Genomic DNA, 24512 nt, shown 5'->3' on the forward strand with positions numbered 1-24512 from the left:
GAAAAAAACCGAGCGGCTTTCATGTCCGCCCCGGTAGACAGGAAACCATCAATCCAAGCAACGGCGCCTGGCGCCGGGAGAACGAGCATGGCCGAGGCCTTGCGACACCGTATCCGCGCCGCCGGCCTGCTGGTGGTGGAGCAACGCATCCTGCTGGTCCGCCACGAGGTCGGCGGCGACATCTACTGGATTCCGCCCGGCGGCGGCTTCGAGTCGGAATGCGACGAATCGACGAAGGATACCGTCCGGCGCGAGTTTTTCGAGGAGACCGGCCTGCGGGTGGACGTCGGCCCGCTGGTCTACGTGCGCGAATTCGCCGAACCCGCCGCCGGGCGCTTCCACATGGAGCTGTTCTACCGCATCGACGCCTGGCGTGGCGAGCCGACCCTGGCCAACCTGAAGGGCCTGGGCGGCGACGAGTTCGATATCCGCGAGGTCGGCTGGATCGCCCGCGACGAACTGCCTGGCCTGCCGTCTTTCTATCCGGCCGAACTGGCCGACGACGTCTGGTCGCGCCTGGACGCGCCGACGCCATCGATCCGCCACCTCGGCCTGCAGCGCTAGACGCTCACTGCACCGGATCGCTGGTGGGGTTCTCGAGGATCGCCTTCAGCTCCGCGGTCATGGGGAACTCCAGGTTCAACCCCTTGGGCGGGATCGGCTGCTGGAACCAGCGCTGGTAGATGCCCTGTATCTCGCCCGAGCGATACAGCCCGGCCAGGGTCTCGTTGACCAGGGCAAGGAACTGCGGGTCGTCCTTGCGCACCATGCAGCTGTAGATCTCCCGCGATTGCGGCTCGCCGACCACCACCCAGTCGTGCGGCTGGCGCGCCTTGGCGCGTTCGCCGTAGAGCAGCGCATCGTCCATGTAGAAGGCCACCGCGCGACCCGATTGCAGCATCTGGAAGGCTTCGCCGTGGTCCTTGGCGCTGACCACGTTCATCCCCAGCTTGTGTTCGGCGTTGTAGTTCTTCAGGTAGCGCTCGTTGGTGGTGCCGGCGGTGGTCACCACGTTCTTGCCCTTGAGGTCGTCGAAGTGGGCTATGCCGCTGTCCTTGCGGGTCAGCAACTGGCCCTTGACGTAGATGAAGCCATAGGAGAACGCCACCTGTTTCTGCCGCTCGGCGGTGACCCCGGTGGAGCCGCACTCCAGGTCGACGGTGCCGTTCTGCACCAGCGGGATGCGAGTCTGCGAAGTGACCAGGTTGTACTTCACCTTGAGTTCCGGCTTGCCGAGGGTGCTTTTGAGCCGTTCCACCACCTTGCCGGCCAGTTCCACCGAATAGCCCATGGGCTGGCCGCTGTTATCGCCAAGGTAGGAGAAAGGCACCGAGGCATCGCGATAACCCAGGGTTATCGTGCCGTTGTCGGCAACCTTCTTCAGGGTGCCGCTGAGTTCCTCGGCCTGCGCGGCGCCGATGGCGAGCGACAGGGAGAGGGCGAGGGTGCTGGATACAAGGGTTTTCATCGGAGGTTCTGCCTCTTTTTTCTTATGGCTATGGAAAGTAAGTCAGCCCCTGGCCGCCACCACGGTGATCTCCACCAGCACCGACGGACGCGCCAGCTCCGCCTGGACGGTGGTCCGGCTGGGCGCCTGGCCGGTCGGCAACCACTGGGTCCAGACCTCGTTCAGGGCGGCGAAATCGCGGGCGATGTCCTTCAGGTAGATGGTCGCGCTGAGGATACGCTCCTTGCGCGACCCGGCCTCGGCCAGCAGCGCGTCGATCTTCGCCAGCACCTCGCGGGTCTGGCCATGGATATCCTCGGCCTGGCCCGGCACCTGGCCGGAAAGAAATACCAGGGCGTCGAAGCAGACCGCGGCGGACAGGCGGTCGTTGGTGGCGATACGGGTCGGTTCCATGGGAGTGCTCCAGTCGAGGGGGGATCAGCCAGCCAGCGCGCCGCGCGGCAGCAGGCCAGTGGTATCGATGCTCGGCGGGCGGCGGCCGATCTGCTCGGCCAGCAGGCGCCCGCTGCCGCAGGCCAGGGTGAAGCCGAGCGCGCCGTGGCCGAGGTTGAGCCAGAGGTTGCGGTAGCCGCCGTTGCCCACCAGCGGTACCCCGGTGGGCGTGGCCGGGCGCATGCCGGCCCATTCGACGGCGGCGTCGAAATCGCCGCCCTGCGGGAACGTGTCCCGCGCCTGCTGGCGCAGCAGTGCCAGGCGCGCGGGCTCGAGGCCGGGGTCGAAGCCGACGATGTCGACCATCGCGGCGATCCGCAGCCGCTCGCCGATTCGCGCGTAGACGATCTTGCGGTCGTAATCGGTGATGCTGGTATCCGGCGCGCGGTGCTGCGCGCCGACCGGCAGGGTCAGGCTATAGCCCTTGAGCGGGTATAGCGGCAGGCGCAGGCCCGGCAGCATCAATTCGGCGCTGCGGTAGCCGGCGGCCAGCACCACATGATCGGCCTCGATGAGATCGCCGCCGACCTCGACGCCACGCACCGCCGCGCCGCCCTCGACGATCTTCGTCACCCTGCGGCCATGCAGTTGCCGGCAATGTCCGGAAGCCTGCAAGCGCTCGGCAAGTTGCACGCAGAAGGCATGGCAGTCGGCGACCTCCTCGTCCGGCGTGTGGATGCCGCCGACGAAGGGCGCGGCGGACAGGGCCGGCTCCAGCGCGAGGCACTCGGCGGCGGTCAGGACGAATTGCGCCGAAGGATCGGCCAGGCCCTGGCGGGCCCGCGCAAAGCTGGCCGGTTGGCGAAACGCCACCAGCTTGCCGTTGCGCCGCCAGTCGAAGCCATCGAGGCCATCCTCCTCGCGCCAGTCCTGCAGGGTGCGCTGGCTGAGCAATGCCAGGCGCAGCAGGTGCGCGGCATTGCGGCGGTTCAGCGAGCCGCGGCAGGCCGCGAGGAAGCCCAGCAGCCAGCGCCACTGCGCCGGATCAAGACGCGGCCGCAGGCGCAACGGCGCATCGTTGCGCAGCAGCCAGCCGAGCGCCTGGGCCGGCACGCCGCTGTCGGCCAATGGCGCCACGTAGCGATAGGACAACTGCCCGCCATTGGCGTAGCTGGTTTCCAGCCCGCCCCGCTCGCGCGCTTCCACCAGGGTCACGTCGAATCCTTCGCGAACCAGGGCGTAGGCCGTGGCCAGGCCGACCACGCCGGCGCCGATGATGCAAACCCGCTGAGCCATGACAATCGTTATCCAGGTGTTTTCCAGGGCTTCGACGATAGGCGCGGATGACAGCGGTAGGACAATGAATAAAGATGGCCAGGGTATAAATCCAGGTTATGGGCTCGCGCCGATGAAGCTCCGCCATATCGAAGTGTTCCAGGCGATCCGCCAGGCTGGCTCGGTCAGCGGCGCCGCACAGTTGCTGCACGTGTCCCAACCGGCGGTGAGCAAGGTCTTGCAGCACGCCGAGCAGCAACTGGGCTTCCCGCTGTTCTTGCGAGTGCGCGGCAAGCTGCTGGCGACTCCGGAAGCGCTGGAACTGGAGCGCGAAGTGGCCAAGCTCAGCGATAGCCTGCAGGCCGTGCGGCGCCTGGCGCAGAACCTGCGGCGCCAGCCGGGCCACAGCCTGCGCATCGGCGCCACCCCGGCCCTGGCGCTGTCGCTGCTGCCGCGGGCGATCGGCGAATGGAGCGCGCGCTATCCGCAGAGCGGCTGCGAACTGGCCACCTTGCATTCGCGCGAGCTGGTGCAGGGCCTGCTGATGCGCGAACTGGACCTGGCCCTGAGCCTGAAGCAGCCGGAACACCCCGGCCTGCGCGGCGAAGCCATCGCCAGCGGCGTATTGGTGGCCCTGGCGCCGCGCGAACACTGGCCCGAAGCGGAACGCCGGCAGCCGCTGAGCCTGGCCGGGCTGGCCGGCGAAGCGCTGATCGGGCTGTCCACCGCCGACCCGCTGTTCGCCCGCCTGGAGGATTACCTCAGCGCCGTGGAGCCACCGCCGCAGGTGAAGATCGCCGTGCAGACCTACGCCCTCGCCCGCGCCCTGGTGGAGGCTGGGGCCGGCCTGGCGCTGGTCGATCCCTTCACCGCCCTCGGCGCCGACCCGCACAGCACCGCGATCCGCCCATTGAGCCCGGCCTTCCCGGTCACCCTCTACGCCATCACCCGCGCCGACGAAACCCCGCCGCACACCCTCGCTCCGCTGCTGCGGATGCTCGCCCGCCAGGCCGAGGAGCGTTTGCGGGCCGTGCAGATGTAGCATTTGCCGCCTGGCCTGCCGCTGGAAACCTTGGACGTCGTTCTGGCCCACGCCTCGCGTACTTACCGCTCCGGCTTCCAGTCTGGGTGGTCCGCGTCGTAGCCCTGGGTGGGATTAGGAGGCAGAGGATAGTCCTCTATCAGATTGGGGAAACGTAAGTCGGGGTCAGCTTCAAGCTTTTTGTAGATTGAATAATACGCTTCTCGCAACTTTTCGTCGGGGGCGTACCACATTGCACTTGCAGGGGGAGTCTCACTTCCGAAGACTCGTGATAGGAAAAAAGCCGCGCTCTTGCCCCCCTGAGAGACTGACACCTGATAATAAACAAGTGCCTTTGGGAAATTGTGCTCTACTATCTTGTAATACGCCCCCAGCTCATAACTAGCCGGCGCATAACCCTGACTAGCAGCACAGTGAGTATACGCCAACCCCAAATCCTTTTTTTTGGCCACATATATATAAAGCTTACCTAGTTCGGTTAGTGCCGGCGGATTTCCTAGGCTAGCAGCCTTATCAAGGAAAGTAAGCCCGTCAGTTGCAGGATTCTTGACCCCTGCACGATTGCCGATCATTGCTCCCATATCATAGAACCCTTGGGGCACCTCCAGATCGATCATCTTTTGATAGAGATCCAATGCCTTCTGCGTATCTTTTTCTACTCCTCCGGGCCACCCTGTACGATAAAGATTCGCCAAGTTGTGCATGGCCTTCCAGTGGCCGCGCTCGGCCGCCTTGCTGTACAACCCGACGATACGAGGCCACGGACGCAAGGTATCGGGCTTGGCCAGGGTCGCCGCTTCGCGATACCAAGCATCGGCCTGCGGGTCCAGAGGGGGTAGATGGTCCTTTTCGTTAACGCAGACAAAAGGCTTGCTGTCAGCCATAGCGGGAACTGCTGCGAGACAAAGTACAGCCCATATTCCAATAGCCATTATCCGAATCACTGACCCGGCTTCCAGTCGGGTCGAGCTGCGTCGTAGCCCTGGACGGGGTGGGGTGGCAAGGGGTTATCTTTTACCAAATTGGGAAAACGAAGATCGGGGTCGGCATCAATTTGCAGATAGAGGGAGTAGTAGAATTTCTCAAGCTTTTCATCCGGCGTATACCACATTGCACTTGAAGGAGGCGTCCTCTTTCCGAAGACGCGCGAGAGAAAAAAGGCTGCACTCCTGCCGCCTTGAGAGACGGAGACTTGATAGTAGCCAAGTGCCTTTGGATAATTATGCTCAACCAACTCATAGTAGCTTCCAAGCTCATAGCTCGCCGGAGCATAACCTTGACTGGAAGCACAACTGGTATACACCACCCCCAATTCCTTTTCCTTGGCCACATAAATATAGAGTTTACCCAACTCGGTCAGTGCTGGCGGGTTCCCCAAACTAGCGGCTTTATCCAAGAAGGTCAGACCATCGGTAGCAGGGTTCTTAACACCGGCACGATTACCAATCATTGCCCCCATATCATAGAACCCCTGAGGCACATCCAGATCTATCATCTTTTGATAGAGATCCAATGCCTTCTGCGGATCTTTTTCTACTCCTCCGGGCCACCCTGTACGATAAAGATTCGCCAAATTATGCATGGCCTTCCAATGACCGCGCTCCACTGCCTTGCTGTAAAGCTCGACGATACGGCCCCAGGGCCGCAGAGTATCGGGCTTGGCCAAGGCTGCTGCTTCGCGGTACCAAGCATCGGCTTGCGGATCCAACGGCGGCAGATGGTCTTTTTCATTAGCGCAGACAAATGGTTTGCTGTTGGCCATCACGGGGACGCCTGCAAGACAGAGCACGGCCCAAAGTCCAATAGCCATCAGCCACATCACTGCCCCGGTTTCCAGTCGGGCCGATCTGCGTCGTAGCCCTGGGTCGGGTGAGGAGGCAGAGGATGGTCCTTTATCAAGTTGGGAAAACGCAAATCAGGATCAGCGGCAAGTTGATCGTAAATACCATCATATAGTTTGTGCAGCTTCTCATCGGGGGCGTACCACATTCTATCGACATCAGGACTGGCTTTATCAAAAACACCGGAGATAAATAAAGCCGCACTCTTTCCGCCCTGAGAGACTGACGCCTGATAATAACCCAATGCTTTTGGAAAATTATGCTCTACTATCTTGTAATACGCCCCCAACTCATAACTAGCCGGCGCATAGCCCTGGCTAGCAGCACAGTGAGTATACGCCAACCCCAAATCCTTTTTTTTGGCCACATATATATAAAGCTTACCTAGTTCGGTTAGTGCCGGCGGATTTCCTAGGCTAGCAGCCTTATCAAGAAAAGTAAGCCCGTCAGTTGCAGGATTCTTGACCCCTGCACGATTGCCGATCATTGCTCCCATATCATAGAACCCTTGGGGCACCTCCAGATCGATCATCTTTTGATAGAGATCCAATGCCTTCTGCGTATCTTTTTCTACCCCTCCGGGCCACCCTGTGCGATAAAGATTCGCCAAATTATGCATCGCCTTCCAATGCCCACGCTCAACTGCCTTACTGTATAAGTCCACAATACGTCCCCAAGGACGCAAGGTGTCAGGCTTAGCTAGCGCAACTGCTTCCCGATACCAGGCATCGGCCTGGGGATCGAGAGGTGGCAAATGGTCTTTCTCATTAACGCAGATGAACGGCTTACTGTCGGCCATAGCGGGAACTCCGAAACTCAACAGGAAAATGAATAGACCAATAGAGATTCGCATCGCTCAGTCCACCGTAAGATTTTGACTATAGGGTGTAGTGACATCCCAGAAGCGCAGCAAGTGCGAAGTAAAAGGCTCATCTGCCACCTGGGCCTTCCAGTTATCATCCATCTTCTGATTCCACAATTCGAAGTTTTTTTCGGTCGTTTCGGCCAACCTCCCAACATGCGCCCCCCACAACTCCTCCCGCATCGCCCTCGCCAAATCCGGATTGGGCTGGGCAATCCCCAACTCGCTGTCGCCATGCATGCTGCGGACATTGATATTGGCCGAGCTGAGCAGGGTATAGAGGTCATCCACCAGCAGCAGCTTGGAGTGCACGTAGATGTGCTTGTAGCGCGCCTTCAGCGGCGGCGCCCCGAGGGCGGCCTCGGCTTCGGCGGACAGGCGCGCTGGCGGCGGGCTGCCGGGGGCAGGGTCGCTGGTGGCCAGGGTGGCGACGACCACCTTGAGGCCGGGTACTTCGGCAAGTTGATAGGGCTTGTCGTCCTCGCCGGTGTTCTTCGCCAGTCCGGGAATCTCCTGCGCGCCGAGTCCGCCGAGGCGTTGCTCGACTTCCGGCGTCACGCCTTTCTGTTCGAGCGCTTCGATCTTGCGCTCCAGCCGTTCGATGTTGTTTTCCTGGCCGCGCCGGACATAGGGATCGGGATGTAGGTTTTCCCTGACCTGCTTCAACTGCTCCCGCTTTTCCCGCAAGTCATGCGCCAGGTCGCGCTGTACCTGCGGCATCAGTTGCTCCTGGCCCAGGCCTTTCATCATGTCGTAGGTGGTCTTCGAGGCGTCGCTGGAGTCGGGGGTGTTGGTCACGACGAACAGGTACAGGTCGCCGGGCACGCCCCGGGCCTTGCGCACCTGCGCAGTCTTCCGCAGGCGCTCGGCGAAGCCGGCATAACGGAAGTACTGGTTTTCCATGTAGACGTAGTCGGTGGCATTGCCCAGGGCCTTGAGATAGTGCTCCAGGATCGAGCGCTCGCCGTCCTGTGGCTGGGTTCGGCAAATCTGCGCGACGCTGTTGCTGGCGGGCGTGGCGATCTTCGGCAGCGGCAAGGCGTCGCGCTCGGCGGTCAGCGATGGCGTCGAGAACCAGCGCTTGTACCACGGCGTCTCGAGGTCCCAGGCCTCGCTGAAGTTGCGGCTGAGGTCGGCCAGCACCGGTCCCTGGACCTGCATGGAGATATCCTGCCAGGGCCCGAACCCGGGATCGCGACCGGCGGCGCGGTCGTCGAACAGGTGGGCGCTGGTGTCCCAGTAGTTGCGGTGCATGTTGTGACCCATGACGAAGCCGATGGCCTGCGGGCTGCCATAGTCGACCAGGACCATCTTCTGGTGATGGCTGGCGAACTGGGTGAGTACCAGCAACTGGCCGATGCCCAGGTCGTCGATGCCATCGGCGCGCAGCAGGTGGATCAGGCTTTGCAGTCGCCCGTTGACGAGGCGCACCTGCTCGCCGTTCATCACCGGCCTGGCCGTCTGCTCGAAGTCGCGGGTACGGAACTCGACGTTCTGCAACCCACCGCCGCGTACCGCCTTGAACCAGTCGCGGGTGAATATCTGCCCCCAGGGATCCTGGCGGGTGCCGCCGGAACCGCGCTTGCCGCCGTAGCCCTGGGCCTCGCTGCTGTCGAAAGTGCGCTGGTTCTCGGCGTTCTCCGCCTCCAGCTCGGCGATGCGCGCCCGCGCGTGGGCGGCGCCCCGCGGGTCGAAGCTCGGCAGCCTGCCTTCGCGGTGCAGCCGTTCCGAGCGCTCCAGGGCTTCCTGCTGCCGCGCGATGAGGTTGAGGTTATGCTGGCGCCGCTGCTCCAGCCGCAGCACCTCGTTGTCCACTGCGCTGCCGCTGGCGACGCCCGAGCCCGCCCAGGTGCCGCCGGAACCGCCGACGCCGGCCCCGGGGATGGTGTTTTCCTTGAGCCTGGCGAGCTGGTTGCTCCAGACCAGCACCCGCGCCTGCACCCCTTCGCGGCCCTTCGTCTGCAGCAATTCGCCTATTCGCGGTCCGTCGGGGCGCTTGAAGCGCATGGCCGGGTCGAAGCCCCAGGTGATGATGTCGATGCTGTGCCGGGCCGCTTCCATGGCCGCATGCACCGCGTCGAAGGCCGCCTGGCCATTGATCAGCGGCTTGATGTGCACACCCGCGCGCGGTGGGTAGAAGGCCTTGTTGGCGAACCAGTCGAGGGTCAGCCGGACGCTGCCGGCCTGTTGCGCGTACAGCTTGAGGGTCTGCGGTTTGTACAGGTCGCTCATGGCGTGGGGTCATCCTTGTCGGCGGCGCCGGGCCGCGAGGCGTCGCGCCGGTAGGCGTCCGGGGCGGAACGCGGCTTGTGCTGGGGCATTTCTGCCCGGTAGTCGCGGAACCCCTGCTGGGCGAGCCGATCGTCAGCCTGCAGTGCGTCCGGCTGGTCGACCATCTCCACTTCGTAGGCGTGGCCATTGGCGGTCTCGATGCGATAGGTGCGTTCGCCCGGCAGCGGTTCGAAGCTGATTGCGCCGCCTTCGTCGGCGATGCCCTCCTCCTTGAAGGCACCATTGGCGTAGAGCCGATACGGTTGCCTGGCCGCCGATGCCACGCCGGGCAACGGACTGAGTTCGAAACGTAGGAGTTTCTGCGGCGCTTCGCCGATCTTCTGGGCGATGGCTCCCAACAAGGCGCCTCCCGCCGCCGCGGCGTCGGCCGCGAGCGGTTGCAGCGGCGACAGCGCGCGAACGCCGCTACCGATGCCGGGGCTGCCGCCGCTGTTGATCATCACCTGGGCGCCGTCGAGGGTGACACCGCCCGGGTCGAGCCTGGCGAAGCTGCCACCGCCCTTTAGGGTCAGCTCCATGCCTGCCTCGATCACTACCTTGTCGCCGGCCTTGAAATGGATCTCGTCGCCCGCCTCGACGAACTGGCCGGTGCCGATCCTCAGGTGCAACGCGTCGGCGACGCTGAGGTGGTCGGCCGCCTTCAGTTCGACCTTGCGGTCGGCATGGACCGTGCGCTGTTCCTCGGCCCTGAACTCGCTGTAGCTATCACCCTCGACCGTGTCGTGGCGCTCGTGGCCGACGCGGATCTTCTGGTCGTGCTCGATGTTCTCGTCCCAGTCGCGCTGGGCGTGGACGAAGATCTGTTCCTGGCCCTTGCGGTCCTCGATGCGCAGTTCGTTGAAACCGCCGCCGCCGGGGTAGCTGTCGGTCTTGAAAACGCTGCGGGTCTTGTTCTGCGGCAGCTCGTAGGGCACCCGGTTTTCGCTGTGGTAGAGGCAGCCGGTGACCAGCGGCTGATCCGGATCGCCCTCCAGGAAACCCACCAGGACTTCCATGCCCACCCGCGGGATGGCGACGCCGCCATAGCGTTTGCCCGCCCAGTTGGAGGCGACGCGCAACCAGCAACTGGTGTTGTCGTCGGCCTGGCCGAGGCGATCCCAGAAGAACTGCACCTTGACCCGGCCGTATTGGTCGCAGTGGATGGTCTCGCCGGCGGGGCCGGTCACGACCGCTGTCTGGCAGCCCAGCACGCGTGGCCTGGGATGCTCCAGCGGGGGGCGGAAATGCACGCTCCAGGGAGTGGCGACGAAACGGTTGCGATAGCCCTGGCGGAAATCGCCCCGGCCCTGCGCGACGTCGCTGTCGATCGACTCTTCCAGTACCTGCGGCTGCCGCCCTTCGTGGAGAACCTCAGTAAGCAGCCAGAGATCGTTCCATTCGCCGCGGGGATGCGCGGACAGCGTCAGGAAGTGTCCGCTGAGCAGCGCCGGTTCGTCGCTTTCGCCCCTGGCCTGTAGGTAGTCGGCGCGATGCCGTTCCAGCGCGCGCCGGCTCAGGTGCTTGCCGCGCTCGCGGTGGGTGAAGCGGCCGGGATAGTCGTAGTCCTCTAGGTCCGGTTGCTGCGCCCCGGGCTGCGGGCCATGGGCGGCCTGCATCTGCAACGCGGGTTGCTCGAAGTCGTAGTCGCGCCGGGTAACCCGGCTGGCACGGGTGTCGAAGCGCACGCCGAAGCGCTTGACCACCGGCTGGTCGGCGACCAGCCCGGCGTCCTGCACGTAGGCGACGGGGCGTTGCAGCCGCGGAAAGGAGGTCTGGTCGTCGCCGAAGACCAGCATATGGCCCTGGGCAGAAAACTCATGGTGGTAATGGATGCCCTCCTCCTCGCAGAGCCTGCTGAGGAACGCCAGGTCGGTTTCGTCGTACTGCGTGCAGTATTCGCGGGCCGGGTACGGCGTCGGGCCCAGCTGGAAGCGATAGGCGTCGGCGAGAATGCCGTGGCCCTCCAGCACCCGGCCGATGATTTCCGGCACGCTGAGGCGCTGGAAGATGCGTTGGTCGCTGCACAGCCCCAGGTAGGCCAGGCGCGGCTCCAGGGTCGCGCGATAGCCGGTCAGGCGCTTGCCGGAGTCCCCCTGGGCGATGCTGGTGAGCTGTCCGTGGACCCCCTCCCCGCTCGGCGAAAGGATCAGGAAGGCCGGCTGGTGCAGCAGCGCGTCGAGGTCCAGATCGGATCGCTCGCTGACCAGCTCCAGGTCGAAGCGAAAGGGCTGGCTGATGGCTTCGCGACCGCGGAAGGCGAGTACCTGGAAGTCGTGCCGGAGGTTTTCGATGCGAAGGCTGAAGTGCGTCTGGTTGGCGGGGGCGAACATTCACTGTCCTCTTGGAAACGCAGCCGTGCGTTCCTGGCGTATTCGGTTCCGGGCGCGACGCGCCTGCGCCCGCGCGATGGAAATGCTGGCCGAGAGGATAGAGGAGAACAGTTGTGCAACTCTTTGCGCACTCGGCCTCCCGGCCGCATCAACGCTGACCTCAATAAGTTTGTAACAGAAAATTTCCAGAATGCCGACACGGACGCCCCACCCCATCCGCGGCATTCACGTCCGCCAGGACGGGCCAGGCGTCCGCCGCCTCCGAGCACCTCAGGCGTAGCGCTCGCGACCCCAGGCGAGGAGGCTTTCCAGCAGTTCGCGGATGACCGCGCGGGTCGCTTCGGCGAGGTCCGCGCGGTAAGCGAACGGGGCCTGCTCGTCCATGTAGGTGCACTGCGCCAGCTCCAGCTGGACGGCATGGACGTGCTGCTCCGGCTGGCCGTAGTGGCGGGTGATGTGGCCGCCCTTGAAGCGCCCGTTGAGCACATGGCTGTAGCCTTCGGCGGCAGCGCAGACCGCCTCCAGGCGGGCCGCCAGCGCTGGATCGCAACTGGCGCCGGCGTTGGTGCCGAGATTGAAGTCGGGCAGTCGGCCGTCGAACAGGTGCGGCACGTGGGAACGGATCGAGTGGGCGTCCCAGAGCAGCGCGTAGCCGAACTCGGCCTTCAGCCGCGCCAGTTCCTCGGCGATGGTCCGGTGGTAGGGCGTCCACACTTCGGCCAGGTAGCGCATGCGTTCCTCGGCGGACGGCGCCATGCCTTCGCGGTAGAGCGGCCGGCCGTCGAACAGGGTGTCCGGATACAGGCCGGTAGTGGCGGTGCTGTACAGCGGCTTGTCGTCGGAAGGGCGGTTGAGATCGACTACATAGCGCGAATAGTGGGCAGCCAGGGTGCTGGCGCCCAGTTCCTCGGCGAAATCGTAGAGCCGGGGAATGTGCCAGTCGGTATCGGTCAGCGCCCGCGCCTCCTCCACCAGGCCGGCGTCCACCGCCGGGGTCAGGCGCGTGCCGGGGTGCGGCATGCTGATCAGTAGCGGCACGCGGCCGCGCTTGAAACTCAGGACTTCATCCACGGTATACCTCCTCGGCGTGGCGAATGACGCGTTTCGGCAGATCGCCACCCAGCCAGTAGGCCAGCTCCGCCGGACGCTCGATATCCCAGGCGACGAAGTCGGCCAGCTTGCCGACCTCCAGGCTGCCGTGGCGGGCTTCCAGCCCCAGCGCCCGGGCGGCGTGCAGGGTGACACCGGCCAGCGCCTCCTCCGGGGTCAGGCGGAACAGGGTACAGGCCATGTTCAGCATCAGGCGCAACGACAGCGCCGGCGAGGTGCCGGGATTGAGATCGCTGGCAATGGCCATGGCCACGCCGTGCCGGCGCAGGGCATCGATCGGCGGCAGCTGGGTCTCGCGCAGCAGGTAGAAGGCGCCCGGCAGCAGCACCGCGACGGTGCCCGCCTCGCCCATGGCGCGGGCGTCGTCCTCGGTCATGTACTCCAGGTGGTCGGCCGACAAAGCCCGGTAGCGCGCCGCCAGGCTGGAACCGTGCAGCGAGGATAGCTGCTCGGCGTGCAGCTTCACCGGCAGGCCCAGCTCGCGGGCGGCGATGAATACCCGCTCGACCTGCGCCGGGGAAAACGCCAGGTGCTCGCAGAAGGCGTCCACCGCGTCCACCAGTCCCTCTCCGGCCAGCGCGGGGAGCATCGTCGAGCAGATATGCTCGATGTAGTCGTCGGCGCGCCCGGCGTATTCCGGCGGTAGCGCATGGGCGGCCAGGCAGGTGCTGCGCACGGTCGCCGGCAGGCGTTCGCCGAGGCGGCGGATGACTCGTAGCATCTTGCGTTCGCTGGCCAGGTCGAGGCCGTAGCCGGACTTGATCTCCAGCGCCGTCACGCCGTCGCGCAGCAAGGGGTCCAGGCGCTTGCGCGCGCTGGCCAGCAATTCTTCCTCGCTGGCCTCGCGGGTGGCGCGTACGGTGCTGGCGATACCGCCGCCGGCGGCGGCGATCTCGGCGTAGCTGACGCCCTCCAGGCGCTGCTCGAATTCGCCGCTGCGGTTGCCGCCGAACACCGCGTGGGTATGGCAGTCGATCAACCCCGGGGTCAGCCAGGCGCCATCGAGGTCGATGCGTTCGGCGTAGTCGTCGGGCGGCAGTTCGGCGCGCGGGCCGATCCAGTGGATCAGCGGACCGTCGGTGACCAGGGCGGCGTCCTCGACGATCGAGTACTTGCCGCCCTTGAGGGTGGCGGCATGGCAATGCTGCCAGAGTCGTTTCATTGCAGGTCTCCTATGCTCGCGGCCAGCCGGGCGAGACTCTTCCGCTCGCCGAGGATGGCCGCCGCGCTGGCGATGTCGGGAGCCAGCCAGCGGTCGGTGTCGTACGCGGGCACGCGCTCGCGCAGGATGCCCCAGGCCGCCGCGGTGCCCTGGCCGAAGCGTTGCGGGGCGAGGAATTCGAAGGCCTGGGCGGCCAGCAGGTACTCGATGGCGAGGATCCGCCGGAGGTTCTCCAGGGCCCTGCCAAGCTTGAGCGCGGCACTGGTGCCGAGGCTCAGGTGGTCCTCCTGGAGCGCCGAGGTGACGAAGTTGTCGACCACCGCCGGCTGCGCCAGCTGGCGATTCTCGCCGGCCAGGGAGGCGGCGACGTACTGGGTGATCATCATCCCCGAGTTGACTCCCGGCTTGCCCACCAGGAACGCCGGCAGGCCGCTGACCAGCGGGTTGACCAGGCGATCCAGGCGCCGCTCGGCGACCCCGCCCAGCTCGGCCACGGCGATCGCCAGCAGGTCGGCGGCCATCGCCACCGATTCGCCGTGGGGATTGGCCTGGGATACCACCCGGTAGGCCTCCGGCGTACCCAGCAGCAGCGGGTTGTCGGTGGCCGAGTTGAGTTCGGTCTCTATCTGCCGCGCCGCGTGGGCCAACTGGTCACGGCAGGCGCCATGGATCTGCGGTATCGAGCGGATGCTCAGGGCATCCTGGGTGCGGATGCCGCGGGCGTTCTCCAGCACCTGGCTGCCAGCCAGCAAGGCCCGCAGATTGGCGGCGACCCGCTGCATCCCGGGATGCGGCTTGAGCGCAACGATCTCGGCGTCGAACGCCGCCAGTTGGCCGCGCAGGGCCTCGAAGCTCATCGCCCCGATCACGTCGGCCCACTGCGCCAGGCGCTGCGCGTCGTCCAGGGCCAGGCAGGCGAGGCCGGTCATGCACGGCGTGCCGTTGACCAGGCAGAGCCCGTCCTTGGCTCCCAGGCGCACCGTCGCCAGGCCTTCCGCCGCCAACGCGGCGGCGGCCGGCACGACGCTGCCGCGGTAGCTGACCTCGCCGATGCCGAGCAGGGCGATGCCGACGTGCGCCATGTGGGTCAGGTAGCCCACCGAGCCCTGGGCCGGCACCTGCGGGGTAATCCCGTGGTTGAGCAGCGCCAGCAGCCCTTCCACCAGCGAACGGTCGAGCCCGGACTTGCCCTGGCTGTAGTTGGCGACGGCGGCACAGATGATCGCCCGGGTCTGTTCGTCGCGCAGCGGCTCGCCGACCCCGCAGGCATGGCTGAGCAAGGTGTTGCGCGACAGCTCGGCGAGCTGCTCGCCTTCCAGCAGGACGTCGCACAGCGCGCCGAGGCCGGTACTGATGCCGTAGGCACGCTCGCCATTGGCGACGATACGGCAGACGATGGCGCGGGCGTTGTCGATCCGTGCCCAGGCCGCCGCCGACAGTTCCAGGCGCGCACCGTGCCGGGCCACCGCGACCAGTTCCTGCCAACGCAGCGGACCGTCGCCGAACACGACGCTCGGTAGGTCGCTCATAGGTTCGCCACCCGCCGCTGGACGAAGCGGTCGACGTAGTCGTCGGCCGGCTGGTGGAGGATTTCCCGTGGTGTGCCGACCTGGATCAGTTGGCCGTCCTTGAGGATCGCGATGCGGTTGCCGATGCGTACCGCCTCGTCGAGGTCGTGGGTGATGAAGACGATGGTCTTGTGCAGGGTTTTCTGCAGTTCCAGCAACTGGTCCTGCATGTCCGCGCGGATCAACGGGTCGAGGGCGCTGAAGGCCTCGTCCATGAGGATGATCTCGGTGTCGGCGGCCAGCGCGCGGGCCAGGCCGACGCGCTGGCGCATGCCGCCGGAAAGCTGGTGCGGATAGGACTTCTCGTAGCCCTTCAGGCCCACCGTGGCGATCCAGTGCAGGGCCCGCTCGTGGCACTGCGCCCGGCTTTCGCCGCGAACTTTCAGGCCGTAGGCGACATTGTCGAGCACGCTCTTGTGCGGCAGCAGGCCGAAACTCTGGAACACCATGCTGATCTTGCGCCGGCGGAATTGCCGGAGGGCTTCCATGTCGTAGCGCAGGATGTCCTCGCCATCCACCAGGATCTCGCCGCTGGTGGGGTCGATCAGGCGGTTGAAGTGGCGCACCAGGGTCGACTTGCCGGAACCCGACAGGCCCATGATCACGAAGATCTCGCCAGCGCCGATGGACAGCGACAGGTCGTTGACGCCGACCACGCAGCCGGTCTGCGCCAGCACTTCGGCCTTGCTGCGTCCCTGGCGGATCAGCGCCAGCGCGGCATCGGCGCGCGGGCCGAAGATCTTGAACACGTTCTTCACTTCGATCTTGTTCATCTGCGCACCGCTCATTTGCTCGTCTCGTGCCGGGAACGGCCGTAGGCCTGGGTGATGCGGTCGATCACCACCGCGAGGATGACGATCGCCAGGCCGGCTTCCAGGCCCTTGCCCACGTTCAGCGTCTGGATGCCCACCAGTACGTCTTCGCCGAGTCCGCGGGCGCCGATCATCGAAGCGATCACCACCATCGACAGGGCCATCATGGTGGTCTGGTTGATCCCCGCCATGATGCTCGGCAGGGCCAGCGGCAACTGCACGCCGAACAGCTGCTGCCAGCGGTTGGCGCCGAAGGCGTTGACCGCCTCCATCACCTCGCTGTCGACCTGGCGGATGCCCAGGTCGGTGAGGCGGATCAGCGGCGGCGCGGCATAGATCACGGTGGCGAAGATCGCCGGCACCTTGCCCAGGCCGAACAGCATCAGCACCGGGATCAGGTACACGAAGCTGGGCATGGTCTGCATGATGTCCAGCAGCGGCATCAGTACCGCGCGCAGGCGGTTGCTGCGCGCGGCGAGGATGCCCAGGGGGATGCCGATCAGCACCGAGATGAAGGTCGCCACCAGCATCAGCGCGAGGGTCTGCATCAGCTTGTCCCAGAGGCCGACGGCGCCGACCAGGAACAGCAGGCCGGTGATCACCAGGGTCGGCAGCAGGCGCCGGGTGGCGTGCCAGGCGATCGCCGCGACGATCGCCAGCAACAGCCACCAGGGCGTGGCGCGGAGTAGCCCTTCGAGGTTGACGATGGCCCACAGCAGGGTGTCGGAGATCTTGCGGAACAGGTCGCCGTAGTTGGTCACCAGGGCGTCGACCCAAGCGTTGACCCAGTCGGCGATGGAAAATGTCAGGCGTTCGGGAAACATGGTCTGCTCTCGTCGGTCGTGGGTTCAGAGTGCCGCTTCGATCTTCTTCGCCGCGTCCTCGTCGACCCAGGCGTGCCAGACCTCGGGGTGCTCCTTGAGGAACTCGCGCGCCAGGCGCGCTGCATCGATCCTGTCCTTGGCCATCCGCGCCAGGTCGCTGTTCAGCAGCTCCGCCGGCAGGTTGACCTTCTCCAGCACCGCCACCAGCTCCGGCGCCTGGTCGTGGAAGGTCCGCGACAGGCCGACCTGGATCCTGATGCGCTTGTCGACGCCGGGCCTTTCCTCCAGGCGCACCAGGTCGGCGCGGCCCATCAGCGGCGTCGGCGACCAGTAGTAGAACAGGATAGGCTCGCCGCGCCGATAGCTCGACAGCACCGCCGCGTCCAGTGCCGGGCCGGTGCCCGGACGGAAATTGGTGAACGTCTCCTCCAGGCCGTAGCTTTTCAGCATCTCGCTGTTCTCCAGCTCGCAGGTCCAGCCGGCCGGGCAATTGTAGAAGCGCCCCTTGCCCGGTTCTTCCGGGTCGCGGAAGACCTCGGCGTACTGCGCCAGGTCGGCGATAGAGCGCAGCTTCGGCGCCTTCGCCTCGAGCTTGCGCTGCGGGTCGCCCTCGATCACGTAGCGCGGCACGTACCAGCCCTCCACCGCGCCGACGATGGGTTCGCCGACGCCGACCACCTTGCCGGCGGCGGCGGCCTTGTTCCAGGCGTCGCTGCGGCCGATCCACTCCTCGGCGAAGACCTGGATGTCATTGGTGCTCAGCGCCTGCTCCATGGTGATCGAGTTGCCCGGCAGGCTGTCGGTGGTACAGCCGTAGCCCTTGGCCAGGACGAACTGCATCAGCTCGGTGAGCAGGGTCCCGCTCTCCCAGTTCAGCCCGGCGAATTTCACCGCCTTGCCGGACTCGCACCAACCTTCTGCCTGGGCGCCCGCCGCGGCGGCGAGCAGGCCGAGGGCACAGAGAACACTCAACATCGACTTCTTGTATCGCATGGTTCGACGCTCCAGATGCACGATTGGGAAAGGCAGTTGGAAAACCTGCGGGCCGCGCCCGGGGGAACGGCCTCGATCGTTGTTATTGGCCGGCGGCTCAGGCCGCCGTCGGTTCCGTCACAGCCCTCCCTGGGCCTGAAGCACGCCATGCGCGGCATCGCCCTTCGGCCTGACCCAGCGCCGGTAGGCGATCACCAGCACGGCGATCCAGATAGCCCCGACCCACAGGGCCGGGCGGGTGTCCGGGAAATAGCCGAGCACCACGAAGATGAACAGCATGAATACGATCGCCGCCGCCGGCGCGAATGGCCACAGCGGCACCGGGAACTTCAGCGCGGCGACCTGGCGCGGCCCCATGCGCCGGCGCATGCCGACCTGGGCCAGGAGGATCATCAGCCAGACCCACACGGTGGCGAAGGTGGCGATGGAAGCGATCAGCAGGAATACGCTCTGCGGGATCAGGTAGTTCAGCGCCACGCCGAGCAGCAGGGCCACCGCCATCAGCAGCACGGTCATCCACGGCACGCCGTGCCGCGACACCCGCGAGAAGCCGACCGGCGCCTGGCCCTGGCGGGCCATGCCGTAGAGCATGCGACCGGCGCCGAAGATGTCGCTGTTGATCGCCGAGATCGCCGCGGTGATCACCACGACATTGAGGATCGCCGCGGCCGACTCGATCCCCAGGCCGTCGAAGATCTGCACGAAGGGACTGCCGTTGCTGCCGATCTGCTGCCAGGGGAAGATCGCCATCAGCACGAACAGGGTCAGCACGTAGAACAGCAGGATGCGCAGCGGCACCGCATTGATCGCCTGCGGGATCACCCGCTGCGGGTCCTGTGCCTCGCCGGCGGTGATGCCGATGATCTCGATGCCGCCGAAGGCGAACACCACCACCGACAGCGAGGCGACCAGCCCGGCCCAGCCGTTGGGCAGGAAGCCGCCGTGCTGCCACAGGTTGTGCACGCCGGTGGCGGACGTCGCCGCGCCGCCCAGGCTGAAGCCGAAGAACATGATGCCGAGCCCGGCGAGGATCATCGCGACGATGGCGCCGACCTTGACCAGCGACAGCCAGAACTCCAGCTCGCCGAAGACCTTGACATGGCAGAGGTTCAGCCCGCCGATGAACAGCACGATGGACAGTACCCAGATCCAGCGCGGCACGTCGGGAAACCAGAACCCCATGTAGATGCCGAACGCGGTGACATCGGCGAGGCAGACGATGATCATCTCGAAAGCGTAGGTCCAGCCGGTGACGAACCCGGCCAGGGGGCCGAGATAGCTGCTGGCGTAATGGCCGAACGAGCCGGACACCGGCTCGTGCACCGCCATCTCGCCGAGCGCGCGCATCACCATGTACACCGCCGCGCCGGCGACCAGGTAGGCCAGCAGCACCGCCGGCCCGGCCATCTGGATGGCCGATGCGGAACCGTAGAACAGGCCGGTGCCGATCGCCGACCCCAGTGCCATGAAACGAATATGACGGGCGTTCAGCCCGCGCCGAAGCCCCGTGTCGTGCGTCATCCCTCGGCTCTCCTGTTGTTGTTCTTGCTGGAGCGCCCCGGCCGAGCGGCCGGGGGCGGGTATCAAAGGCTCGGCAACAGCCGGGCCGGCAGCAGCGCGTTCAGGCAACCGCTGGCGAGCAACTGGCTCGCGGCCTCGATGTCAGGGGCGAAGAAGCGATCCTCCTGGTAGTACGGCACCTTGTCGCGCAGCAGGCGGCGAGCCTGCTCCAGCTTCGGCGAACTCTTCAGGCCCTCACGGAAGTCCAGGCCCTGGCAGGCGCCCAGCCATTCCACGGCGAGAATCCCGCGGACGTTCTCGGCCATCGCCCAGAGCCGTTTGCCGGCGTTCGGCGCCATCGACACGTGGTCTTCCTGGTTGGCCGAGGTCGGCAGGCTGTCGACGCTGGCCGGATGGGCCAGGGCCTTGTTGTCGCTGGCCAGCGCGGCGGCGGTGACCTGGGCGATCATGAAGCCGGAGTTGACCCCGCCGTTGGCCACCAGGAACGGCGGCAACTGCGACATGTGCATGTCCATCATCAGCGAGATGCGCCGTTCCGACAGCGAACCGATCTCGGCCAGCGCCAGGGCCAGGTTGTCGGCGGCCATCGCCACCGGTTCGGCGTGGAAGTTGCCGCCGGAGATCACGTCGCCCTCGGCGGCGAATACCAGCGGGTTGTCGGAAACCGCGTTGGCTTCGATCTCCAGCACCTCGGCGGCCTGGCGCATCTGGGTCAGGCAGGCGCCCATCACCTGCGGCTGGCAACGCAGCGAATAGGGGTCCTGGACCTTGTCGCACTTCTCATGGGAACGCGCCACCTCGCTGCTGGCGGTGAGCAGGTCGCGATAGGCCGCGGCCACGTCGATCTGCCCACGCTGGCCGCGCGCGGCGTGGATGCGCGCATCGAACGGCGCCCGCGAACCGAGCATGGCCTCGACGCTGAGCCCGCCGCAGACGGTGGCGGCGGCGAACAGGTCCTCGGCCTCGAACAACCCGCGCAGCGCGTAGGCGGTCGATACCTGGGTGCCATTGAGCAGGGCCAGGCCTTCCTTCGCCGCCAGGGTCAGCGGCTCCAGCCCGGCCACCGCCAGCGCTTCGGCGGCCGGCAGCCACTCACCGCGATGGCGCGCCCGGCTTTCGCCGATCAGCACCAGCGACATGTGCGCCAGCGGCGCCAGGTCGCCGGAGGCGCCCACCGAGCCTTTCAGCGGGATGTGCGGATAGACCTCGGCGTTGATCAGCGCGATCAGCGCGTCGATCACCTTGCGGCGGATGCCGGAGAACCCGCGAGCCAGGCTGTTCACCTTGAGCAGCATGACCAGCCGCACCATGGCGTCGTCCAGCGCCTCGCCGACGCCGGCGGCATGGGACAGGACGATGGAGCGCTGGAGCTTCTCCAGGTCGGCCGGGGAGATCCGCGTCGAGGCCAGCAGGCCGAAACCGGTATTGATGCCGTAGGCGGTGCGGCCCTCGGCGATGATGTTCTCGACACAGGCGACGCTGGCGGCGACCGGCGCGTCGGCGCTGGGATCCAGGCTCAGGCGCACGGGGGCCAGGTAGGCTTGGCGCAGGTCGGCCAGGGTCAGCTGGCCGGGTTTCAGATGCAGGCTCATCGAAGGCTCCTTGTTCGGTTCGGCGGGCTCGGCAGCGCCGTCCGCCAGCGGCGTTTCATGGGATTGAAGGCGGCCGCGCCGCCCTGGAAATTCGTCTCAGGCCCCGTGCGCGGGACGTTCGAAGGCGCCGGGATCGGCCGGCAGGATCATTCGCGCCGGGGCCTGGCGCGTGGCCTTGCGCCGCGCCACCAGGTAGTAGAGGACCGCCGGCACCAGCAAGCCGATGATCCAGGAGATATCCACGCCGCCGAGGTGCTCGACCATCGGTCCGGTGTACAGCGTGGTCGCCAGGAACGGCATCTGCACCAGCACGCCGAGGGTATAGACGGCGATTCCCGGCAGGTTCCAGCGACCGTAGCGGCCGTCGGGGTCGGCCAGCGCGGGCACGTCATAGCGCTCGCGGGTGATGAAGTAGTAGTCGACCAGGTTCACCGCGCTCCACGGGGTGAAGAAGGTCAGCAGGAACAGGATGAAGGACTTGAACGCAGCGAGGAACGAGTGCTGGCCGAGCAGCGCGATGAGCGTCGAGGCGCCGACGATCGCGAGGACGAAGAACAGGCGTTGCACGCGGGTGATCTCCAGTTGACCGCGTACGCTGCTGATGATGGTCGCGATGCACATGAAGCTTCCGTAGGAGTTCAGCGTGGAAATGGTCACCTTGCCGAAGGCGATACTGAAGTAGAGCAGCGCGGCGACGGTCCCGCTGCTGCCCAGGCCGACGATGTAGGCCACCTCGCGGCCGGCGAACTGACCGTTGGCCAGGGCTGCGGAGAACACCCCGAGGACCATCGAGGCCTGGGCGCCGAGCACCGAGCCGAGGCCGACGGCGAGGAAGGTCTTCCACGACGAGGTGGACGCCGGCAGGTAGCGTGAATAGTCGGCCACGTAGGGGCCGAAGGCGATCTGCCAGGACGCCGCCAGCGACACCGCGAGGAGGAACGAGGCCCAGCTGAAGTGGCGGATGGCGAGCAGATCGCCGATGTCGCTGAGCAGCATCAGGCGGCTGAACAGGTAGACGAAGGCGATGATGCCGAGGACGCTGGCGATCCGCCCGATGATGTGGATGACGCGATAGCCGAGCACCGTCACCAGGACGATGAAGGCGGCGAAGATGAAGATCCCGGCGCTGTCGCTGAGCCCGGTGAGCTGGCCGATGGCCTGGCCGGAAAGCACCGTGCCGGTGGCGGTGAAGCCCAGGTACATCAGGCACACCAGGGCGATCGGGATGCAGGCGCCGTAGACGCCGAACTGCACCCGGCTGGAAATCATCTGCGGCAGCCCCAGGCGCGGCCCCTGCGCGGCGTGCAGGGCCATCACCGCACCGCCGAGGAGCTGGCCGATGAGCAGGCCGACCAGCGACCAGAACACGTCGCCGCCGAGGACCACGGCGAGGGCGCCGGTGACGATGGCGGTGATTTGTAGATTAGCCCCCAGCCAGAGGGTGAACTGGCTGTAGAGGCGACCGTGACGCTCGTTCGCCGGGATGTAGTCGATCGAGCGCCGTTCGATCAGTGGCTTGCTGTCGCTGCCCTGGGTCATGCTGCTGTACTCCGCTGCGGCTCGCGCGCCGCCATTCTTGTTGTGGCCTGGTCGGGACAGTGGGCGGCCGCCCCCACGCCCCGCCGGCGTGGAGGCGGTTTCCGAGGTCAGCGCTGGGCGGTGATCATCGGCAGGTTCAGGCCCTGCTCCTTCGCGCAATCGATGGCGACCTGGTAGCCGGCGTCGGCGTGCCGCATCACCCCGGTCCCCGGGTCGTTGGTCAGCACGCGGGCGATGCGTTCGGCGGCCTCGTCGCTACCGTCGCAGACGATCACCATCCCGGAGTGCTGGGAGAAGCCCATGCCCACGCCGCCGCCGTGGTGCAGCGAGACCCAGGTGGCGCCGCTGGCGGTATTCAGCAGGGCGTTCAGCAGCGGCCAGTCGGACACCGCGTCGGAGCCGTCCTGCATGGCCTCGGTCTCGCGGTTGGGGCTGGCCACCGAGCCGGAGTCGAGGTGGTCGCGGCCGATGACGATCGGCGCGGACAGCTCGCCGCTGCGCACCATCTCGTTGAAGGCCAGGCCGAGCTTGGCGCGCAGCCCCAGGCCAACCCAGCAGATGCGCGCCGGCAGGCCCTGGAAGCTGATGCGCTCGCGGGCCATGTCCAGCCAACGGTGCAGGTGGGCATCGTCGGGGATCAGTTGCTTGACCTTGGCGTCGGTCTTGTAGATGTCCTGCGGGTCGCCCGACAGCGCGGCCCAGCGGAACGGACCGAAGCCGCGACAGAACAGCGGGCGGATGTAGGCCGGGACGAAGCCGGGGAAATCGAAGGCATTGGCCACCCCCTCTTCCTTGGCCATCTGGCGGATGTTGTTGCCATAGTCGAAGGTCGGCACGCCCTGCTGCTGGAACGCCAGCATGGCCCGCACGTGTACCGCCATGGACTGCTTGGCGGCCTTGACCACGGCGGCCGGGTCGGTCTGCGCGCGGTCGCGGTACTCTTCCCAGCTCCAGCCGGCCGGCAGGTAGCCGTTGAGCGGATCGTGGGCGCTGGTCTGGTCGGTGACCATGTCCGGGCGTACGCCGCGGCGAACCAGTTCCGGAAGGATCTCGGCGGCATTGCCCAGCAGGGCGATGGAGATGGCCTTGCCTTCGGCGGTGTAGCGCTGGATCCGCGCCAGGGCGTCGTCCAGGTCCTTGGCCTGCTCGTCGACGTAGCGACTGCGCAGGCGGAAGTCGATGCGGCTCTGCTGGCACTCGATGTTCAGCGAACAGGCGCCGGCCAGGGTCGCCGCCAGCGGCTGGGCGCCGCCCATGCCGCCAAGGCCGGCGGTAAGCACCCAGCGGCCCTTGAGATTGCCGTCGTAATGCTGGCGGCCAGCCTCGACGAAGGTTTCGTAGGTGCCCTGGACGATGCCCTGGCTGCCGATGTAGATCCACGAACCGGCGGTCATCTGGCCGTACATCGCCAGGCCCTTGGCGTCCAGTTCGTTGAAGTGTTCCCAGGTCGCCCAGTGCGGCACCAGGTTGGAGTTGGCGATCAGCACCCGCGGCGCGTTGGCGTGGGTCTTGAACACGCCGACCGGCTTGCCGGATTGTACCAGCAGGGTCTCGTCGTCGTTCAGTTGCTTGAGGGTCTCGACGATCCTGTCGTAGCACTCCCAGTTGCGCGCGGCACGGCCGATGCCGCCGTAAACCACCAGTTCCCTGGGGTTCTCCGCGACCTCCGGGTCGAGGTTGTTCATCAGCATGCGCAGCGGCGCTTCGGTCAGCCAGCTCTTGGCGGTCAGCGTAGTGCCGCGCGGGGCGCGGATTTCAATATCGCGGAATTTGCTCGGGGTGGTCACGGCAGGCTCCTGGGCGTGGCGTTCAACGGGCGGCGACCCGCGAGGGTGCGCCTGAATTCGGGGACGAAGCAGAGGTCGGGCTGGGTCTACCGAACACATCTATGCTTGTACATACAAGTATAAGCAAAGGAAGGGCCAATTCT

The 24512-nt window shown here is 66.1% G+C and carries 20 protein-coding genes; 2 read left to right on the forward strand and 18 right to left on the reverse strand.

Going from position 1 to position 24512, the window contains the following annotated elements; genetic code table 11:
• Positions 1-87 precede the first annotated feature (87 nt).
• Positions 88-564, forward strand: coding sequence for an NUDIX domain-containing protein (locus tag VQ065_RS29120; RefSeq protein ID WP_003095920.1), 477 nt, complete (start codon positions 88-90; stop codon positions 562-564).
• Positions 565-568: 4 nt separating this feature from the next.
• Here VQ065_RS29120 and VQ065_RS29125 read toward each other — a convergent pair whose 3' ends face one another.
• Genes VQ065_RS29125 through VQ065_RS29135 form a run of 3 tightly spaced genes read right to left on the reverse strand, consistent with a single transcriptional unit; the run spans position 569 to position 3136 of the window.
• The gene (locus tag VQ065_RS29125) at positions 569-1468 is read right to left on the reverse strand and encodes a transporter substrate-binding domain-containing protein (RefSeq protein WP_003095923.1); all 900 of its coding nucleotides are present in this window, start codon (positions 1466-1468) and stop codon (positions 569-571) included.
• A 42-nt stretch (positions 1469-1510) separates the two neighbouring features.
• A complete protein-coding gene (locus tag VQ065_RS29130; protein WP_003095925.1) occupies positions 1511-1861 on the reverse strand; it encodes a RidA family protein in 351 nt (116 codons plus the stop codon).
• Between the two features lie 24 nt (positions 1862-1885).
• Positions 1886-3136 carry a D-amino acid dehydrogenase gene (locus tag VQ065_RS29135; protein ID WP_003095928.1) on the reverse strand — a complete coding sequence of 417 codons (1251 nt, stop codon included), beginning with the start codon at positions 3134-3136 and terminating at the stop codon, positions 1886-1888.
• Positions 3137-3200: 64 nt separating this feature from the next.
• Between VQ065_RS29135 and VQ065_RS29140 the strand changes: the two genes are divergently transcribed.
• Positions 3201-4157: a LysR family transcriptional regulator gene (locus tag VQ065_RS29140; protein WP_003095930.1), complete on the forward strand. Its 957-nt coding sequence runs from the start codon at positions 3201-3203 to the stop codon at positions 4155-4157.
• Positions 4158-4219: 62 nt separating this feature from the next.
• Here the strand turns inward: VQ065_RS29140 and VQ065_RS29145 are convergent, their stop codons facing one another.
• The 15 genes from VQ065_RS29145 to hutU form a co-directional block, all read right to left on the reverse strand.
• A complete protein-coding gene (locus tag VQ065_RS29145) occupies positions 4220-5089 on the reverse strand; it encodes a tetratricopeptide repeat protein (protein ID WP_051923461.1) in 870 nt (289 codons plus the stop codon).
• An 8-nt stretch (positions 5090-5097) separates the two neighbouring features.
• Positions 5098-5967, reverse strand: coding sequence for a tetratricopeptide repeat protein (locus VQ065_RS29150; protein ID WP_031630384.1), 870 nt, complete (start codon positions 5965-5967; stop codon positions 5098-5100).
• An 8-nt stretch (positions 5968-5975) separates the two neighbouring features.
• Positions 5976-6851, reverse strand: coding sequence for a tetratricopeptide repeat protein (locus VQ065_RS29155; RefSeq protein WP_033995805.1), 876 nt, complete (start codon positions 6849-6851; stop codon positions 5976-5978).
• Between the two features lie 3 nt (positions 6852-6854).
• Complete coding sequence (pldB, locus tag VQ065_RS29160) at positions 6855-9092, reverse strand: type VI secrection system-dependent phospholipase D effector PldB (RefSeq protein ID WP_003095936.1); 2238 nt, start codon at positions 9090-9092, stop codon at positions 6855-6857.
• On the reverse strand, positions 9089-11461 hold the full coding sequence (locus tag VQ065_RS29165; RefSeq protein ID WP_003095938.1) for a type VI secretion system Vgr family protein: 2373 nt from the start codon (positions 11459-11461) through the stop codon (positions 9089-9091). The genes pldB and VQ065_RS29165 overlap by 4 nt, the downstream gene beginning before the upstream one ends.
• 270 nt (positions 11462-11731) lie before the next feature.
• Positions 11732-12532 carry an N-formylglutamate deformylase gene (gene hutG, locus VQ065_RS29170; RefSeq protein WP_003095940.1) on the reverse strand — a complete coding sequence of 267 codons (801 nt, stop codon included), beginning with the start codon at positions 12530-12532 and terminating at the stop codon, positions 11732-11734.
• On the reverse strand, positions 12525-13733 hold the full coding sequence (gene hutI, locus VQ065_RS29175) for an imidazolonepropionase (RefSeq protein WP_003095941.1): 1209 nt from the start codon (positions 13731-13733) through the stop codon (positions 12525-12527). Before hutI ends, hutG begins: the two co-directional genes overlap by 8 nt.
• Entirely contained in the window at positions 13730-15262 is a 1533-nt protein-coding gene (locus VQ065_RS29180) for an HAL/PAL/TAL family ammonia-lyase (protein ID WP_003101754.1), read from the reverse strand. Before VQ065_RS29180 ends, hutI begins: the two co-directional genes overlap by 4 nt.
• Positions 15259-16089: a quaternary amine ABC transporter ATP-binding protein gene (locus VQ065_RS29185; RefSeq protein WP_003095945.1), complete on the reverse strand. Its 831-nt coding sequence runs from the start codon at positions 16087-16089 to the stop codon at positions 15259-15261. The genes VQ065_RS29180 and VQ065_RS29185 overlap by 4 nt, the downstream gene beginning before the upstream one ends.
• Positions 16086-16937 carry an ABC transporter permease gene (locus VQ065_RS29190; protein ID WP_003095946.1) on the reverse strand — a complete coding sequence of 284 codons (852 nt, stop codon included), beginning with the start codon at positions 16935-16937 and terminating at the stop codon, positions 16086-16088. The genes VQ065_RS29185 and VQ065_RS29190 overlap by 4 nt, the downstream gene beginning before the upstream one ends.
• Before the next feature lie 24 nt (positions 16938-16961).
• Positions 16962-17930, reverse strand: a complete 969-nt coding sequence (locus VQ065_RS29195) for an ABC transporter substrate-binding protein (protein ID WP_003095948.1) — start codon at positions 17928-17930, stop codon at positions 16962-16964.
• A 117-nt stretch (positions 17931-18047) separates the two neighbouring features.
• Positions 18048-19451 (reverse strand): amino acid permease, encoded by a 1404-nt coding sequence (locus tag VQ065_RS29200; RefSeq protein ID WP_003095950.1) that lies wholly within the window; start codon positions 19449-19451, stop codon positions 18048-18050.
• Positions 19452-19513: 62 nt separating this feature from the next.
• Positions 19514-21043, reverse strand: a complete 1530-nt coding sequence (gene hutH, locus VQ065_RS29205) for a histidine ammonia-lyase (protein WP_003095952.1) — start codon at positions 21041-21043, stop codon at positions 19514-19516.
• Between the two features lie 96 nt (positions 21044-21139).
• Positions 21140-22582, reverse strand: coding sequence for a purine-cytosine permease family protein (locus VQ065_RS29210; RefSeq protein WP_003095954.1), 1443 nt, complete (start codon positions 22580-22582; stop codon positions 21140-21142).
• Positions 22583-22689: 107 nt separating this feature from the next.
• A complete protein-coding gene (gene hutU / locus VQ065_RS29215; protein ID WP_340080501.1) occupies positions 22690-24369 on the reverse strand; it encodes a urocanate hydratase in 1680 nt (559 codons plus the stop codon).
• Positions 24370-24512 lie beyond the last annotated feature (143 nt).

Origin of the sequence: Pseudomonas sp. KBN10P06128, assembly GCF_037574945.1 — a bacterium.
GTDB classification, from domain to species: domain Bacteria; phylum Pseudomonadota; class Gammaproteobacteria; order Pseudomonadales; family Pseudomonadaceae; genus Pseudomonas; species Pseudomonas aeruginosa.